The 15,843-nt window shown below is 72.2% G+C and carries 11 protein-coding genes and 1 pseudogene; 4 read left to right on the forward strand and 8 right to left on the reverse strand.

Going from position 1 to position 15,843, the window contains the following annotated elements:
- Window positions 1-107: 107 nt before the first annotated feature.
- Together ACFVYX_RS14850 and ligD are read left to right on the forward strand one after the other, a co-directional pair.
- Window positions 108-842, forward strand: a complete 735-nt coding sequence (locus tag ACFVYX_RS14850; RefSeq protein ID WP_389681739.1) for a nucleotidyltransferase family protein — start codon at window positions 108-110, stop codon at window positions 840-842.
- Window positions 839-1,747, forward strand: coding sequence for a non-homologous end-joining DNA ligase (gene ligD / locus ACFVYX_RS14855; protein ID WP_389681740.1), 909 nt, complete (start codon window positions 839-841; stop codon window positions 1,745-1,747). The genes ACFVYX_RS14850 and ligD overlap by 4 nt, the downstream gene beginning before the upstream one ends.
- Before the next feature lie 132 nt (window positions 1,748-1,879).
- Here the strand turns inward: ligD and ACFVYX_RS14860 are convergent, their stop codons facing one another.
- Window positions 1,880-3,022: a S1 family peptidase gene (locus ACFVYX_RS14860; protein ID WP_389681741.1), complete on the reverse strand. Its 1,143-nt coding sequence runs from the start codon at window positions 3,020-3,022 to the stop codon at window positions 1,880-1,882.
- 234 nt (window positions 3,023-3,256) lie between these two features.
- On the opposite strand from ACFVYX_RS14860, the gene ACFVYX_RS14865 reads away from it, so the two are divergent.
- Window positions 3,257-4,174, forward strand: coding sequence for an adenosine kinase (locus tag ACFVYX_RS14865; RefSeq protein ID WP_389681742.1), 918 nt, complete (start codon window positions 3,257-3,259; stop codon window positions 4,172-4,174).
- Window positions 4,175-4,201: 27 nt separating this feature from the next.
- Here ACFVYX_RS14865 and ACFVYX_RS14870 read toward each other — a convergent pair whose 3' ends face one another.
- The 7 genes from ACFVYX_RS14870 to ACFVYX_RS14900 form a co-directional block, all read right to left on the reverse strand.
- Window positions 4,202-5,086, reverse strand: coding sequence for a geranyl diphosphate 2-C-methyltransferase (locus ACFVYX_RS14870; protein WP_389681743.1), 885 nt, complete (start codon window positions 5,084-5,086; stop codon window positions 4,202-4,204).
- A gap of 15 nt (window positions 5,087-5,101) precedes the next feature.
- Window positions 5,102-6,328 (reverse strand): family 2 encapsulin nanocompartment cargo protein terpene cyclase, encoded by a 1,227-nt coding sequence (locus ACFVYX_RS14875; RefSeq protein WP_389681744.1) that lies wholly within the window; start codon window positions 6,326-6,328, stop codon window positions 5,102-5,104.
- 110 nt (window positions 6,329-6,438) lie between these two features.
- Entirely contained in the window at window positions 6,439-7,851 is a 1,413-nt protein-coding gene (locus ACFVYX_RS14880; protein ID WP_389681745.1) for a family 2B encapsulin nanocompartment shell protein, read from the reverse strand.
- Between the two features lie 607 nt (window positions 7,852-8,458).
- On the reverse strand, window positions 8,459-8,962 hold the full coding sequence (locus tag ACFVYX_RS14885; protein ID WP_389681746.1) for a DUF1269 domain-containing protein: 504 nt from the start codon (window positions 8,960-8,962) through the stop codon (window positions 8,459-8,461).
- 44 nt (window positions 8,963-9,006) lie between these two features.
- The gene (locus ACFVYX_RS14890) at window positions 9,007-9,600 is read right to left on the reverse strand and encodes a hypothetical protein (protein ID WP_389681747.1); all 594 of its coding nucleotides are present in this window, start codon (window positions 9,598-9,600) and stop codon (window positions 9,007-9,009) included.
- Window positions 9,601-9,688: 88 nt separating this feature from the next.
- Complete coding sequence (locus tag ACFVYX_RS14895) at window positions 9,689-10,783, reverse strand: chemotaxis protein (RefSeq protein WP_389681834.1); 1,095 nt, start codon at window positions 10,781-10,783, stop codon at window positions 9,689-9,691.
- 117 nt (window positions 10,784-10,900) lie between these two features.
- Window positions 10,901-11,389, reverse strand: a complete 489-nt coding sequence (locus ACFVYX_RS14900) for a DUF1269 domain-containing protein (protein ID WP_389681748.1) — start codon at window positions 11,387-11,389, stop codon at window positions 10,901-10,903.
- 312 nt (window positions 11,390-11,701) lie between these two features.
- Here ACFVYX_RS14900 and ACFVYX_RS14905 point away from each other — a divergent pair.
- Window positions 11,702-15,801, forward strand: a pseudogene (locus ACFVYX_RS14905) (molybdopterin-dependent oxidoreductase).
- Window positions 15,802-15,843 lie beyond the last annotated feature (42 nt).

Raw genomic sequence — 15,843 nt, forward strand, 5'->3', positions numbered from 1 at the left:
CGAGATCGGGCGCGGCGATCCGACCGCGCGTTCTTCCCCGCGTACGGGGTAGGTGCACAACCCCGCCCCTCGCCGAGCAGTGGCGGCATCCGTGAGGAGGAAGCTCCATGAACCTTGTCGAAGGCCGCCACGCGGACGTCCGTTCCTCACCGGCGGGCCGGCTTCCCGCCCGGTTCGCGGGGATCGCGGCCCGCACCGGAGGGGGCGGGTCGGAACAGGACCTCCCCCTGGACCACACGCAGGCCATTCTCGAGGTCACCAAGGAGATCGCCGGCGTCCTCAAGTCGTCGGAGTGCCCGTTCGCCCTGGTCGGGAGCGTCGCGGCCTACGCATACGGCATCCCGGTGGGGCTGCAGCACGACACGGACTTCGCGGTGCGGCGCGAGGACGCCGACACCGTGACGGGCCTGCTGCGCGCCCACGGCATCGAGATCGTCGATCCGCCGGAGGACTGGCTGGTGAAGGCCCGCAGGGGCGGAGAGCACATCGACCTGATCTTCTCCCTCGCGGGGCGGCCCGTCACCACCGAACTGCTCGAACGGGCGTGGACCCTCCCCGTGGACTCGGTCCACATGCCGGTCATCGACCCGACCGACCTGATGGTCGGACGGCTGGCTGCCCTGTCCGAGCACCACTGCGACTACGGAAAGCTCCTCCCGGTCGCGCGAGGGCTGCGCGAGCGCGTCGACTGGGACCGTGTACGCGAGGAGACCGGGGAGGGGCCGATGGCCGCCGCCTTCCTGTACCTGCTCGAACTCCTCGACGTCATCCGGCCCCGCGACGGGGCGGCGAAGAGCGGGCCGGAGGCCCCCGCGGCCACCGCCGACGAGAGGGATCGATGACGGGCACGGAGACCTTGCGGGCGAGTGGCCGGACCGTCGAGATCAAACGGGCCGGCAAGGAGCTCTTTCCCGCCGACGGCATCACCAAGGGAGATCTGGCCGCGTACTACCGCGCCGTCGCGGGCCGGATGCTGCCTCACCTCCGGGGCCGTCCGCTGATGCTCGAACGGCATCCCGACGGGATCGGCGGCGGCCGCTTCATGCAGAAGGACACCCCCGATCACTTCCCCGAGTGGATCCACCGCGCCGAACTGGCCAAGGAGGACGGCACGGTCACCTATCCGGTCCGCGACGACCTGGCCACGCTGCTCTATCTGGCCGACCAGGCGTGCGTCACCCCGCACCGCTGGCTCTCCAGGGCGGACCGGCCGGACCACCCCGACCGGCTGGTCTTCGACCTCGACCCGCCGGGGGACGACTTCGAGCAGGTCAGGGAGGCGGCGGGGTTCCTGCACGCACTGCTCGACGAGCTGGACCTTCCCGGCGTTCCGATGACGACCGGCTCCCGGGGCCTGCACGTCGTGGTCGCCCTGGACCGTCGCACGGCGTTCGACGAGGTCCGCGCGTTCGCCCGGGACGCCGCCGGTGTCCTCGCCGACCGGCACCCCGACCGGCTCACCACGGCGGCCCGCAAGCAGGCGCGCGGGGACCGTCTCTACCTGGACGTCCAGCGCAACGCCTACGGCCAGACCGCCGTCGCCCCCTACGCGGTCCGGGCGCTGCCCGGTGCCCCCGTCGCCGCCCCCGTGAGCTGGGCGGAACTGGACGATCCAGGGCTCACCGCGCGGCGGTGGACCGTCTCCACCATCGAGGACCGCCTCGGGGAGGACGACCCCTGGCGGGAGGCACCGCGCCGTGGCCGCTCCCTGACAGCTGCCCACCGCAGGCTCGCGAAGCTGTCGTGAGTGCCCGCCTCGGGCCGGTCGGCAGGGTCATGCGGTCGGCACGGCCCAGCACGCGCGCCCCGGGCCAGTGGTGGCGGGTTCTCGACCCGTCGGCCCGGGGCACGCGTTCGCTACGGGAGCGAGGGAGGAAGGTCAGGCCGTGTGGAGCCTCAGGCCGTACCGGCCGAGGATCTCGTTGACGGGCTGGAACCAGGTCTCGCCACCGGTCGAGCAGTTGCCCCAGCCGCCGGAGGTGACACCCTGGGCCTGGTCGCCGCTGATGAACGCGCCGCCGGAGTCACCGCCCTCGGCGCACACACTGGTCTTCGTCATCTGATGAACCGCGCCCTGGCTGTAGTTGACGGTCTGGTTCTTGGCCAGGACGGTGCCGCAGTGCCAGCGGGTCGTGGAGCCGGAGCGGCAGATCGACGCCCCCACGGGCGCCTCGGCCGAGCCGCGGACGAGCCGGTCGGGCACGGTCCCCCAGCCGAGCACCACGGGGACCGTCCACCAGCCGCTGTGGATGCTCACGTACGCGTAGTCGTCGCCGGGGAACGAGGAGCCCTGGAAGGTGCCCATCGCGGATCCGTCCCAGCCGCGGACGGCGGCCCCGGCCCGCCCGCAGTGCCCGGCGGTGACGAAACCTCCGTGCACGGAGAACCCGATGGAGCAGCGGACGTTGCCGGTGTAGTACGGGTCGCCGCCGACGGTTCCCGCGGCGTACGTACGGGGTGCGCTCGCGGTCTCGGCGACGGTGACGGGGCCGGTGCCGCGGGCCTTCTCGACGAAGGCGCGCACGGCGGGCAGGTCCCGGTCGGCGCGGACGACGGTGACGACGACGCTGTTGGTGCGGGGGTCGACGTGCCAGCCGGCGACACCGGCCGGGGCGGACCGGGCGTCGAGCCGGGCCTTGGCGCGGTCGAGTGCGCCGGCGCTGTGCCGGACGAGCCGGGTGTCGGCGCCGAGCGCCCGGACCTCGGCCTCCTCGTCGCGGTCGGTGAGAGCGACGACGAGCCGTCCGGTGCCCGCGTCGAACCAGGACCCGCCGTACGCGTCGCCCGCCGTCCTCTTCGCCTCGACCTCCACGCGCGCGGCGGCCCGCTCGGCCTCCAGCCGTTCGCCGGCCTCGTGTTCCGTGAGACCGAGGTCGCCGCGCAGGGCCGCGAGGAGGCCGGCGGACGCGGTGGGCTCGGCACGGTCGGGTTCGGCGCTCGCGGGGGCGGCGTGGGCGGCCCCGAGTCCGACGGTGAGCACAAGGGCGGCGAGGGCGGCGCGCACGGCGGATGTACGTCTCACTGGGGCCTCCTGGTGGGGGAAGAGGACGTTGAGAGCGCTCTCAACGAGAGCACCGCGTACGCTAGCCGCCCTTTCTTGTCAGGTCCATACCATGCACAGGATCCGAGACCGCGCCGCGCCCACCGCCCCATGGACACCGGCACGAGCTTGCTGAAATTCTCTGCAAGCCCTTGCTGCGACGCCGGTCGGCTGCTTGACTCCCCGTGCGATCAACGGCAGCCGAAGGAGCCCCCGATGACCAGCACGTACGACGTCCTCGTCCTCGGAGGCGCGGGCGTCGACACGATCGTCCACGTGCCCGAGCTCCCCCTCCCCTACGCGGACAGCTACATGATCCGGCCGGGCATCGAGACCCGCGCCGGGCAGACGGGTGACTTCGTGGCCCTGGGTCTCAGCGCCCTCGGGCTGCGGACGCACCACATCGACATGATCGGCGACGACTCCGCAGGCGATCTCGTCCGCGCCTTCCACCGCGACCGGGGCATCGGCTTCACCGAAGTACCCCTGCCGGGCGGTACGAAGCGGGCCGTCAACCTCGTCGGCCCCGACGGCCGGCGGCTGTCGCTCTACGACGACACCCGCTCCCGGGAGTCCGACCGGCTGCCCGAGGAACTGGTCCGCTCCCTCGCGTCGGCGAGCCGCCACGCGCACGTCTCGATCACGTACCCGTGCGCCTTCACCCTCCCCCTCCTTCGCGAGGCGGGCCTCACCGTCTCCACCGACCTGCACAACTGGGACGGCGAGAACCCGTACCACGAACCCTTCGCCCACGGCGCGGACATCGTGTTCGTCTCCACCACCGCCCTCGCCGACCCGGAGCGGACCATGCGCCGGATCCTGGAGCGGGGCCGCGCCGAGGTCGTGGTCGCCACCGCCGGGGCCGAGGGCGCGTACCTGGCGACGGCCGACGGGCTCGTCCACGTACCGGCCGTCACGCCCCGTGAGCCGGTGGTCGATTCCAACGGCGCGGGCGACGCCTTCGCCGCCGGCTTCCTCTTCGGCCGGCTGACGGGGCAGGACCTCGACCGGTGCGCCCTCTACGGCACGGTGGCCGGGGCCTACGCCTGCACGGTGCCGGCCACCGGCACCGACGCCATCGACCGCGCCCGGCTCCTCGCGGAGGTCACCGAAAGGGCCGGGTCCGTCGCGTGACGGCCCGGCCCCGGTGCTCACGGCCGGTCAGACGCGGTCCGCCGCGATCAGGACGTACTGGAAGGAGCCGTCCTTGTAGGAGCTGATGAACGCCTCCTCGATGCCGGTGACCAGGGACGACGTGGCGCGCAGCTCCCAGTACGGCAGGGTGTCGGGCGTCAGGTCGATGACGGCCTGCGGCACCAGACGGTTGTCGGCCATCGCCCGCAGGTACTCGCGGCGCGAGTGGATGTTGCACTCGAAGTGCGCGTTGATCTGGGAGACCCACTTGGAGGGCTGGCCGTAACGAGGGTTCCAGCAGCCGGTGATGGTCACGTACCGGCCGCCGACCTTGAGGAAGCGGGAGTGCTCGGCGAAGAGGTCGTCGAGATCGACGTACATGCTCGACTCGTTGTTCCACGAGGCGGCGATGCTGCCCTTCTCGAACGGCGTGTCCAGCATGTTGCAGACCTGGGCACGGACGTGGTCGTCGATGCCGAGCTGCTTCGCCCGCTTGTTGCCGAAGTCGGCCTGCGTGGAGGAAAGGGTGACGCCCTCGACCTTGCAGCCGAACCGCTGGTGCGCCATGACGCTCGAACCGCCGCGGCCGCAGCCGGCGTCCACGAGCGTGTCGCCACGCTCGATGGTGCCGAGGTGGTCCAGGAGGAGCTCGGCCTGCGCGGACTCGAGACGGTGCAGCTCGGCGATCAGCTTCTTCTCGTACTCGCTGTCCTCGATGTCCCCGAGGGCCGCGTGGTCCACGTCACCGATGCCGTAGTGGTGGTGGTAGAGACCGTCGACGTCGCCCAGGCGCAGATTGACGGGCCGGGCCTCGTCGTTCCAGTAGCGGGCGATGTCCCCCTGATACGGCGTGGCCGGCGCGGGGACGAACGCGGAGGTGTCGTTGACGGTGGTGTACTCGGTGCTGGTCACAGGTGAATCCGTTTCTTACCAGAAATCGGGCAGGCTGTAGCGATAGGTGTTGGTCTGGTGCCAGTAGTGGTTGCCGTCGACCCACACGGCCACGCCCCGCAGGAAGCGCAGCAGGGTCGGGACGGGGCAGGCGGCGGCGAGTTCGGCGGCGGCGGCTTCGAATGCGCGCATGAGGTCGTTGTGGACCTCGACGGCCTTCAGATAGCCCTCCTTGTCGGAGACGCCCTCGCGTTCGGCGATCACCACGGGCAGGTTCAGGTGCTTGCCGGGGCTGGCCAGTTCCTTCGTGTACGAGTAGAGGTCGTTCACGATCGTGGTGGCGTTCCCGGCGAGCGCGAGCACACGCTGCATGGCCGGCTGCGCGTGCAGGTCCGCGGGCAGTTCGTAGCCGCCGACGGAATCGGTGATGGTGGGGCAGGGGCGGAAGTTGTTGAACTGGCGCATCGCCAGGTACTCCCACACCTCCGGCATGTGGTCCGTCTCGGCCCAGGCGGCCTCGGCCAGGTACCCCATGTGCAGACGGGCCATGTCGTGCCGGTACCGGTCGGCCTGGGAGGGCGTGACCTGGTCGACGAAGTACTCCATGGCGGAGCGGTAGGCGCGCCGCGGGGCGTCCGCGTGGAGCGACTCCGCCCACAGCGGCTGGTACTCCTTCGTCGTGTACAGGGGGTCGAGCGCGGTGTGCGCGAGGAGGAGGCGGCCGCCGAGACCGACGGGCGAACCGCCGTGGTCCTCGCAGTAGCAGTCGTCGACGGCGTTCTCGGCGACCATGAGGCGGGTGGCGAGCATCAGGTGCTCGACGGTCGGGGCGTCCGGGTGACAGGCGACCATGTAGCGCCCGACGGAGAAGCCGTCGAACTCGCCCTCCCAGTCCTCGGGGTAGAGCTGGACCTCGTCGAGGGCCCAGGCCTTGATCCGCCGGCTCACCTCGTCCACCCGCACCGGATCGGGCTCGGCCACGGGGTGGAAGTAGAGACCCGGGATCGGGCGTCCCACCGGCGCCTCGGAGGCCGAGGGGACCGGAGGCTCCGGCGCCTGCGCGCGCCGGGCCAGGGACAGGGCCGCCGTACCGAGCCCGGTCGGGCCGGGCGGCGTCCACCCCGCGTCGGGGCGGGACGGCGTGACCGCCGCGGCCGCGGCGGGCTCGGTGGCGGGGGCCGGCCGACCGAGGACCTGCCCCCCGAAGCGGGTGGCGGCGGCGGGCAGGCTCGACTGCAGAGGGGAAGGCCCGGGTTCGGGCATCCGTGACTCCTTGGTGAGGGGGTGGGCTGTCCGGGATCCCGGGCGCGCTGGGCCGGCCCGGGAGGACCCGGGCCGTGAGTGACCGTCGTGGCGGCCTCGGGACAGCTCCGTCAGTCGCGCCTGCGGGCGATCTGCACGTTCTCCAGGACGCCGAGCGCGTTGGGGACGAGGATGGCGGCGGAGTAGTACGTGGTGACGAGGTACGACATGATCGCCTGCTCGCTGATGCCCATGAAGCGCACCGAGAGACCCGGCTCGTACTCCTCCGGAAGCCCGGTCTGGCGCAGCCCGATGACGCCCTGGTTGTCCTCTCCGAGGCGCATGGCCAGGATCGAGCTGGTGTTCTCCTTGGTGATGGGGATCTTGTTGCAGGGGAGGATCGGGACGCCGCGCCAGCCCAGGACCCGCTGGCCGTCGAGCTCGACGGTGTCCGGGTAGAGCCCGTGGGCGTTCCACTCGCGGCCGATCGCGGCGATGGTCCTCGGGTGGGCGAGGAAGAGCTTGGTGCCGCGGCGGCGGCAGAGGAGCTCGTCGAGGTCGTCCGGGGTGGGCGGCCCCGAGTGGGTCTGGATCCGCTGCTTGAAGTCGGCGTTGTGGAGGAGGCCGAACTCCCGGTTGTTGATCAGCTCGTGTTCCTGGCGCTCGCGCAGCGCCTCGACGGTGAGCCTCAGCTGCTCCTCGGTCTGGTTCATCGGCCCGTTGTAGAGGTCGGCGACCCGCGTGTGGACCCGCAGCACGGTCTGGGCGACGGAGAGCTCGTACTCGCGCGGCTTGAGCTCGTAGTCGACGAAGGCGCCCGGCAGCTCGACCTCACCGGTGTGGCCGGCCGACATCGCGATCTCGGCCTCGCCGTGACGGTTCTGCCGCTGGAGGGGCAGTGAGCTGAACTCCTCGATGTGGGCCTGGAGGGCCGGCGCGGAGGACAGCACGGCGGAGAACTCGGCGCGGGAGAGGGTGAGGAGCGTGCCGGAGGTCTCGGCGGTGGCGGTGTAGTCCCATCGGGCGTCGGCGTCCAGAAGGGCGTTCTCACCGAACCGGTCGCCGTCGGCGAGGACCGCCACGGCCACCTCGTCGCCGTACTTGCCGACGGAGGTCTGGCGGATCCGGCCGTGGGCGATCAGGTGGATCTGGTCGGCGGGGGCGCCACGCTCGACGATGACCTCGCCGACGCCGAAGTCGCGCTGGACGCACCGGCCGGCCAGCGCGTTCAGCACCTCCTCGTCCTCGAAGCCGCGCAGCAGGGCCAGTTCGCCGAGCTCTCGGGGAATCACCCGGACGTGGGCACCGTCCTGGACGAACTCGATGTGACCGTCACCGATGGTGTAGCTCAGCCGGCGGTTGACCCGGTAGGCGCCGCCCTTGGTCTCCACCCAGGGAAGCATCCGCAGCAGCCAGCGGGAGCTGATCTCCTGCATCTGCGGGGCGGACTTGGTGGTGGTGGCGAGGTTCCGGGCGGCCGCTGTGCTCAGGCTCGACTGCTTCGGCGCGTCCAGCTGTGCGTCCGGGCTGGTGTCAACGGACATGGGGCGGGCTCTCCTTCGGAGGGGGGTGGTGACCGGCGCACGGGTGCGCGGTCGCTGAAAGAGGAGAAAGAGGAGGGAAGGGCGGAACAGGGATGAATCTCTGGGAATCCGTCCAGATCCGGGGGAACAGTAGCGGCCGGTGAACCCCGGTCGCCCCATCGGATCGGGGGCATTACCTCGAAACGGCGATCTTGATTCGCACGAGGTTTAACGGAGCAAACGTCGCTTTTCAGACAGGTCGACCGAGCCCCGGCGCGGGCGACGGAACCCCCAGCCCTCCTCCCCCGGGACACCGGTTCAGGCGACCCAAGCGAGACGCAATGGTCGCCATTGCGCCACATTGCTCTTATCGGGCTTTCGGAGGACCGGGAGGCAGGTCCGGTCGAACATCGATACGAGTGCGGGCGGGGCGCCGGCGCTCGGCGTGTACTCCGGGGCCGGAGGGCTCCGCAAGGCCCTCGTCCGGCCGGGGGCGCGGCGGCGGCCACCGCGCGACCTGCCCGCTCGTCCGTGACGCGGTCACGTGCTGACGGCTCGCGAACCCACAGAACCGGCCACCCCGCGTCGCAGGGGTGGCCGGTTCGTCCCGGCTCTGCTTCCCGAGGAGTCAGCCCGTCGGCTCCGGGCCCGCCAGCTGCTCCGCGAGCTCCCGCTCGGCCTGCTCCGGGAGGGAGGTCTTGAGCACGGTTCCGCCGAACCGCTCCATGGCCGCGGCGAACCTGTCCTCGGTGACCTTCGAGGCCATGACCACGACGGCCGTCGAGCCCGGTTCGAGCAGCGAACGGACCTTGTCGCGGAACGTGTTGTCGACGCCCATCTGGTTCAGCTTGCCGATCAGCCCTCCGACGGCGGCCCCCACGACGCCCATCGCCGGCGTGAGGACGACCATGCCGAAGACCATTCCCCAGAGGGCGCCCGCGGTGGCCGAGAGGGCGGCCTTCCCTTCTCTCCTGGCCGGGGTGTCCACATGCGTCTCACCGTTCGCGTCCACGGACACGACGGCGAGCCCGGTGAGATCGAGCACCTGGTCGCGCTCGAGCTCCTGGACCTCGGCGAAGGCCCGGTTCGCGACGGCGCGATCGTCGTAGCCGAGGACGATGAGTTCGGACATACGGCTCTCCTCATGTGTCGATACCGCTCTGCCGGCACCGCTCTTCAGTACCGCTGCGCCTTGACGAGCGTGGGGGTGAGCACCGGCTCGGGGGGCTGCCCGCTGATGACCAGAGGCTGTGCGCGTTCACCGGGTTCGAGGTCCTCGGCGCCGACGAACTGCGTCTCGACGACCTTGCCCGAGGGATCGAGGAAGTCGACCTGCGCGGCGTAGGAGGCCTCCCGGTCCGTCTTGTTGGTGATCGTCAGGAGGACGGTCAGGACGCCTTCGGTGTCCGCCCGGGGCTTGCCGGTCATCGCGACCTCGCCCAGCGCGTTGCCGCGGCCCTCCACACCCTTCAGGGCGTTCTCGGCCTCCTGACGCGAACGCTCGATCTCCGACCCGATGGAGGCCTTGCGCGACGCCTCGCGGGCGGACGCCGAGGCCGCCGCCGACGAGGCCGAGGCGCGAGCGGATTCGACGGCCTCCGCCGCCGACGAGGCGATGTCCGAGGGCGGTTCGCCCGAGAAGCCGGCCGTGTCGGGCGCCGTGGGGCGCGCGCTGAAGGCGGGGCCGACGGTCTCGTCGTTCCCGGTGTCGCAGGACACCAGACCCGCCGCGCCGAGGGCGGTGACGACGACGGCGGCTGCCGCGCTCACCGCTCGTGCGCGAACCGGCCGTCTCACGGGCGCCGATGCGGGGTTCACAGGATGGTCCTCTTCTCGTCTCCGGGTGCGGCCGCGGTGCTCAGTAGCGGAGCACACCGGCGATGCGGTCCATGTCGATCAGGGTGTCGTCGCGGACGAACTGGACCTCGGCTCCGGTGTCGAGCGCCCGTTCGACGATCTCGTCGACCATGTCGTCCCGTGCCTCGGCCTCGTCGGGCTCCGCGGGTTCCAGATGCCCGCCGTCGTCCCGTACGACGGTCCGGTAGTGGTCCTCGACGGCGAGCAGCCGGACCCGGCCCTCCTTCACCGCCTGCCACACCTCGTCGATGCCGCCGGCGAACTCCCTCCGGCCCCTGGCCGTGTCGAGCTCGGCCACGACCGTGGTGGACGCGGCGGCCTCGCGTGCGGCGCGGGCCGGCTCGACGGCCTCCCGTACCGCCTCGGCGGGTCCGCGCGCGAGCCCGCCGCGCCGCACGGGCGTTGTGCCCGGCAGGAGCGGCCCGGTCTCCTCCAGGAGCGCGAGGGCGGCGGGTTCGCCGATCACGTACAGCGGGCGCGGCCGGGAGGCGAGGAGCACGCGCAGCGTCTGGTGGGCGTCGCGGAGGAACTGGCGGGTGGCCTCGTCCTGGAAGGTGCTGGGGAGGTCGCCCACGCGTTGCTCGCGTTCCGCGTCGGGGTCGTCGAGATCGCGGACGAGCGGGAAGCCGTCCGCGGTGTGTTCGGTGAACCGCTCGGCGTCGCCGCTCCACAGGGAGACCCGGTCGGCGGCCAGCGCGAGCGTCCAGCACGGCTGCTCGGCGGCCCGGGCCGCGACGAGGTTCCGGGTGAGGAAGGTGTCGGCGAGGACGACGCGCTCCGGGACCGTGCGGGCCACCGTCCACACGTGGTGCTCCCCCGGGGCGACGAAGATCACCAGGCCGTCCTCGGCGTGCGCGAGGTCGATCTCGGCGACCGCCCGGCGCAGCTGGTCCAGGACGTCGTCGCGCCGTTCCCGGGTGACCGCGGGGTCGTCGTGGATCGCCTTCTCCGCCGCGGCCACGAGGTTGCGGAGGCGTACGGGGTCCTGGGCGTTCTCCGGTTCGCGGCGGTGTGTCGGCATCACGAGCGACACGGCGGGGTACGGGCGGGGCTGGCGCAGCTTCGCGAGCGCGTCGCTGCTGAGCGCGGGGTCCATGGGGATGCTGCCTTCCTTGCGGGTTCCGGCGGTGCCGCGGGCGGGGCGGGTGGGTGCCACGGGCGCGGGCGGGCGATGCTGCGGATACGGCGGGTGCGGCCGAGGCGGTGCCGCGGGCTACTCGGGGCCGGCGAGCTGGTCGGCCAGCTCCTTCTCGTCCTCGTCGCTGAGCGAGGTCTTGAGGACGGTGCCGCCGTGCGGCTGCATGGCCACCGTGAACTTGTCGTCGGTGATCTTCGAAGCCATGATCACGACGGCGGCCGAGCCGGGCTTGAGGAGGTCCTCCACCTGCTGGCGGAACCGGTCGTCGATTCCGGACCTGCTGATCCTGCCGACGAGGCCGCCGAGGGCCGCGCCGGTCAGGAGTCCGACGCCGGGCAGCAGGAAGAGGATGCCGAAGATCGTTCCCCACAGGGCCCCGGAGGCCGCCGAGACGCCGACGATGCGGCTGGTGGTGTCGACATGGGTCGTGCCGTCGGCGTCCACGGAGACCACCGCGAGACCGTTCAGATGCACCACGTAGTCCCGTTGCAGGTCCTGCACGGTGGCGAAGCCCCGCTGGGCCGCCTCCGGATCGTCGTATCCGATGACGATGAGCTCAGACATTCCCGCCTCCTGTCGCGGCGGCAGCGCGCCCGACGTCCGCGTCGCCCTTCGGCGGAGAGACCGTGCGACCTCTCCGAGGGTCACAAAAGGTCATCTTGTCCCGATATATACGCCTTCGCGACTCGGTCGTCCCCTCAACGGGCTCACACAGCGCCCGGGGCCGCTGTGTGACCGGTGTTACGGACCATGATCGGCCCGGTTGACACGGGTGTAACGGGTGTTCCGTAGGGTCGGGGCTCGAACGGTTCCACAGAGAGGCGCCCGGTGACCCCACAGGACTCGGCGGACCCCCGGGGCGGTACGGCCGAACAGGTGCGGACCGTCTGCTCGTACTGCGGTGTCGGATGCGGACTGCTCCTCGACATCGGCGCGGGGCCCGACGGGCGCCGTACGGTCCTCAGGGCGACGGGCGACAAGGACCACCCGGCCAACCGGGGGCGGCTCTGCACCAAGGGCGCCACCACCGCCGACCTGCTCGCCGCCCCCGGCCGGCTGACCACCGCGCTCGTACGGCGGGAGCGCGGCGCCGGCCCCGTGCCCGAGGACACCGACCGGGCCGTGACCGAGACCGCCCGCCGGCTGCGGGCGATCATCGACGAGCACGGCCCCGACGCGATCGCCCTCTACGTCTCCGGCCAGATGAGCCTGGAGGCCCAGTACCTCGCCAACAAGCTGGCCAAGGGCTTCATCGGCACCAACCGGATCGAGTCCAACTCACGGCTCTGCATGGCGAGCGCCGGCACCGGCTACAAGCTCTCCCTCGGCGCCGACGGTCCGCCCGGCTCCTACGACGACCTCGACAAGGCCGATGTCTTCCTCGTCATCGGCTCCAACATGGCCGACTGCCACCCCATCCTGTTCCTCCGCATGATGGAGCGGGTCAAGGCCGGGGCGAAGCTGATCGTCGTCGACCCCCGGCGCACCGCAACGGCCGAGAAGGCCGACCTCTTCCTGCGGATCCGGCCGGGCACGGACCTCGCACTCCTCAACGGGCTGCTGCACCTGCTGCACGAGAACGGGCATACCGACCCGGACTTCGTCGCCGCGCACACCGAGGGCTGGGAGGCGATGCCGCCTTTCCTCGCCGACTACCCGCCGGCCGTGGTCGCCCGTATCACGGGCATACCCGAGGACGACATCCGTACCGCCGCCGAGTGGATCGGCACAGCGGCCGAATGGACCAGCTGCTGGACCATGGGGCTCAACCAGTCCACGCACGGCACCTGGAACACCAACGCCCTGATCAATCTGCACCTGGCGACGGGCGCGATCTGCCGCCCCGGCTCGGGCCCCTTCTCCCTGACCGGCCAGCCGAACGCCATGGGCGGCCGTGAGATGGGCTACATGGGCCCCGGCCTGCCCGGACAGCGCTCGGTCCTGGTCGCGGAGGACCGGGCCTTCACCGAGGAGCTGTGGGACCTGCCGCCCGGCACGATCCGCGAGGACGGCTCGGGACAGGGCACCGTCGACCTCTTCCGGCGCATGGCGGACGGCGAGATCAAGGCCTGCTGGATCATCTGCACGAACCCGGTCGCCTCCGTCGGCAACCGCTCCACCGTCGTCGAGGGCCTGCGGGCCGCCGAACTCGTCATCACCCAGGACGCGTTCGCCGAGACCGAGACCAACGCGTACGCGGACATCGTCCTGCCCGCCGCCCTCTGGACCGAGACCGAGGGCGTCCTGATCAACAGCGAGCGCGGCCTCACCCTCACCCGGCCGGCCGTCGACCCGCCGGGCCAGGCCGTCGCCGACTGGCGGATCATCGCCCGCGTCGCCCGCGCGATGGGGTACGAGAAGGCGTTCTCGTACGACAGCGCCGAGGAAGTCTTCGAGGAGATCCGCCGCGCCGGGAACCCGAGGACCGGGTACGACCTGAGCGGGGTGTCGTACGAGCGGCTGCGCGCCACCCCCGTCCAGTGGCCCGCCGCGCCCGGGGGGCCCGCGCGGAATCCCGTCCGGTACGTGGCCGGTGACGGGACCGGCCCCGTCTTCCCGACGCCGAGCGGCCGGGCCGTCTTCCACGCCCGGCCGCACGTGGAGCCCGCCGAGATGCCCGACGACGCGTATCCGTTCGTCCTCAACACCGGCCGTCTCCAGCACCAGTGGCACACCCTGACCAAGACGGGGAAGGTCGCCAAGCTCAACAGGCTCAACCCGGCGCCGTTCGTCGAACTGCATCCCGAGGACGCCCGCCCGCTCGGGATCGCGGAGGGCGACCCGGTGGAGATCGCCTCGCGGCGCGGCAGGGCCGTGCTCCCCGCGGTCGTCACCGACCGGGTCGCGCCGGGCAGCTGCTTCGCCCCCTTCCACTGGAACGACCTGTTCGGCGAGGACCTGTGTGTCAACGCCGTCACCCAGGACGCCGTCGACCCCCTCTCCTTCCAGCCCGAGCTGAAGGTGTGCGCGGTGGCGCTGACGAGGGCGGCGGCTCCCGCGGCCCTCGTTCCGGCGGCTTCGGCTCCTTCCGTGGTCCCTTCCGGCGTGGTTGCTTCCGGCGTGGTCCCTTCCGCCGTGGTTCCTCAGGTGGTGATTCCGAGCGGTGGCCTGCCGCCCGGGCCCGCCGCCGCCCTGGGCCTCGCACCCGCTCCGCCGCCCGTCCTGACCGCCGAGGAGCGCCAGTACCTCGTGGGCTTCCTCGCGGGCCTGGAGACGGGCGCGCCGGGTGTGCCCGTCCTGCCGCGCCCGGCGCGCCGTTCCGCGAGGACCACGCCCGCTGGGTGAACGGGGTCCTGGCCGGTCTGTACTCGCGCGCCCCGGGGGCGCAGCGGGCCGCCGGAGTCGCGGAGCGGGCGGGCCGTGAGGTCCTCGTGCTGTGGGCCTCACAGACAGGGAACGCCGAGGACTTCGCCGCCGCCACCGCCGAGCGGCTGCTCTCGGCCGGTCACCGGGCCGCGCTCGCGGGCATGGACGAGACCGATCCCGGGGCGCTGCCGCCCGCCGCCGATCTCCTCCTGATCACCAGCACGTTCGGGGACGGGGACGCGCCCGACAACGGCTCCGGCTTCTGGGACGCGCTCGCCGCGCCCGACACCCCGCGCCTGGACGGGCGCCGCTACGCCGTGCTGGCGCTCGGGGACTCCTCGTACGGCGACTTCTGCGGGCACGGGCGGCGCCTCGACCGTCGTCTGGACGAGCTCGGGGGCGTCCGGCTGGCGCCCCGCACCGACTGCGAACCCGATTACGAGCCCTCGGCCCACGCCTGGCTGGACCAGGTCCTCGCCGGTCTCTCGGAGGCGACACCGGCTCCGCCGACCGCGCCGGCTCCGGCCGTCTCCGCCCCCGCGCGGCGGTCCGGGCCCGCCACGACTCCCGCCCGGCTCGTCGGGAACCGGCTCCTCAGCCTGCCGGGGGCGGGCAAGGAGGTACGCAGGTTCACCTTCGACACGAGCGGGACCGGGAGTCCGCTCGGCTACGAGAGCGGGGACGCCCTCGGCGTGCAGCCGGTGAACTGTCCCGAGCTCGTGGCCGAATGGCTGGCCGTCACCGGGCTCGACGCCGACGTTCCCGTGGAGCTGTCCGGCGCCGGCCCCGTGCCCTTCGGTGAGGCCCTGCACCGCCATCTCGACATCACCCGCGTCACCCCCGCCCTTCTCGGCTTCGTCACGGAACGGACCGGCGACCGGGACCTGAAGCGGCTCCTGCGGCCCGACAACAAGGACGGCCTCGCGCAGTGGACATGGGGCCGGCAGGCCGTGGACGTCCTGGCCGAACACGCCGTCCGCGCCGCCGCGCAGGAGTGGGCCGACGTGCTCGGCCGTCTGAGGCCCCGGCTGTACTCGATCTCGTCCAGCCCGCTCACCGACCCCCACCGGGTGTCGCTGACCGTCTCCGTCGTCCGCTATGAGAACCTGCGCGGCCGACCCCGCAAGGGCGTCTGCTCACCGTTCCTCGCCGATGCCGAGCCGGGCGCCCCCGTCCCGGTCTTCGTCCAGCGCGCCCCGCACTTCCGGCCCCCGGCGGACCCCACCACCCCGATGGTGATGGTCGGTCCCGGCACGGGCGTGGCGCCCTTCCTCGGCTTCCTCGACGAGCGCCGGGCGCTCGGCCACCGGGCTCCGAACTGGCTCTTCTTCGGCGAGCAGCACCGCGCCACCGACTTCTACTACGAGGAGGAGCTCACCGCCCTGCTCGCCGACGGCACCCTGGACCGCCTCGACACCGCCTTCTCCCGCGACCAGCGCGCCAAGGTCTACGTCCAGGACCGGTTGCGGGAGCACGGACCTCAGCTGTGGTCGTGGCTCCAGTCCGGCGCGCACTTCTACGTGTGCGGCGACGCCGCCCGGATGGCCAAGGACGTCGACCGGGCGCTGCGCGACATCGCCGTCGCCCACGGCGGCCTCGACGAGGAGTCGGCGGGGGTGTACGTCAAGCAGCTGGCCGCCGACAAGCGGTACGTCCGGGACGTGTACTGACTCCGGCCCCGGTCTCCGGGGGGTGGGTGTCACCCGCTTGCC

This window comes from Streptomyces sp. NPDC058326, from assembly GCF_042879855.1.
Lineage (GTDB): Bacteria > Actinomycetota > Actinomycetes > Streptomycetales > Streptomycetaceae > Streptomyces.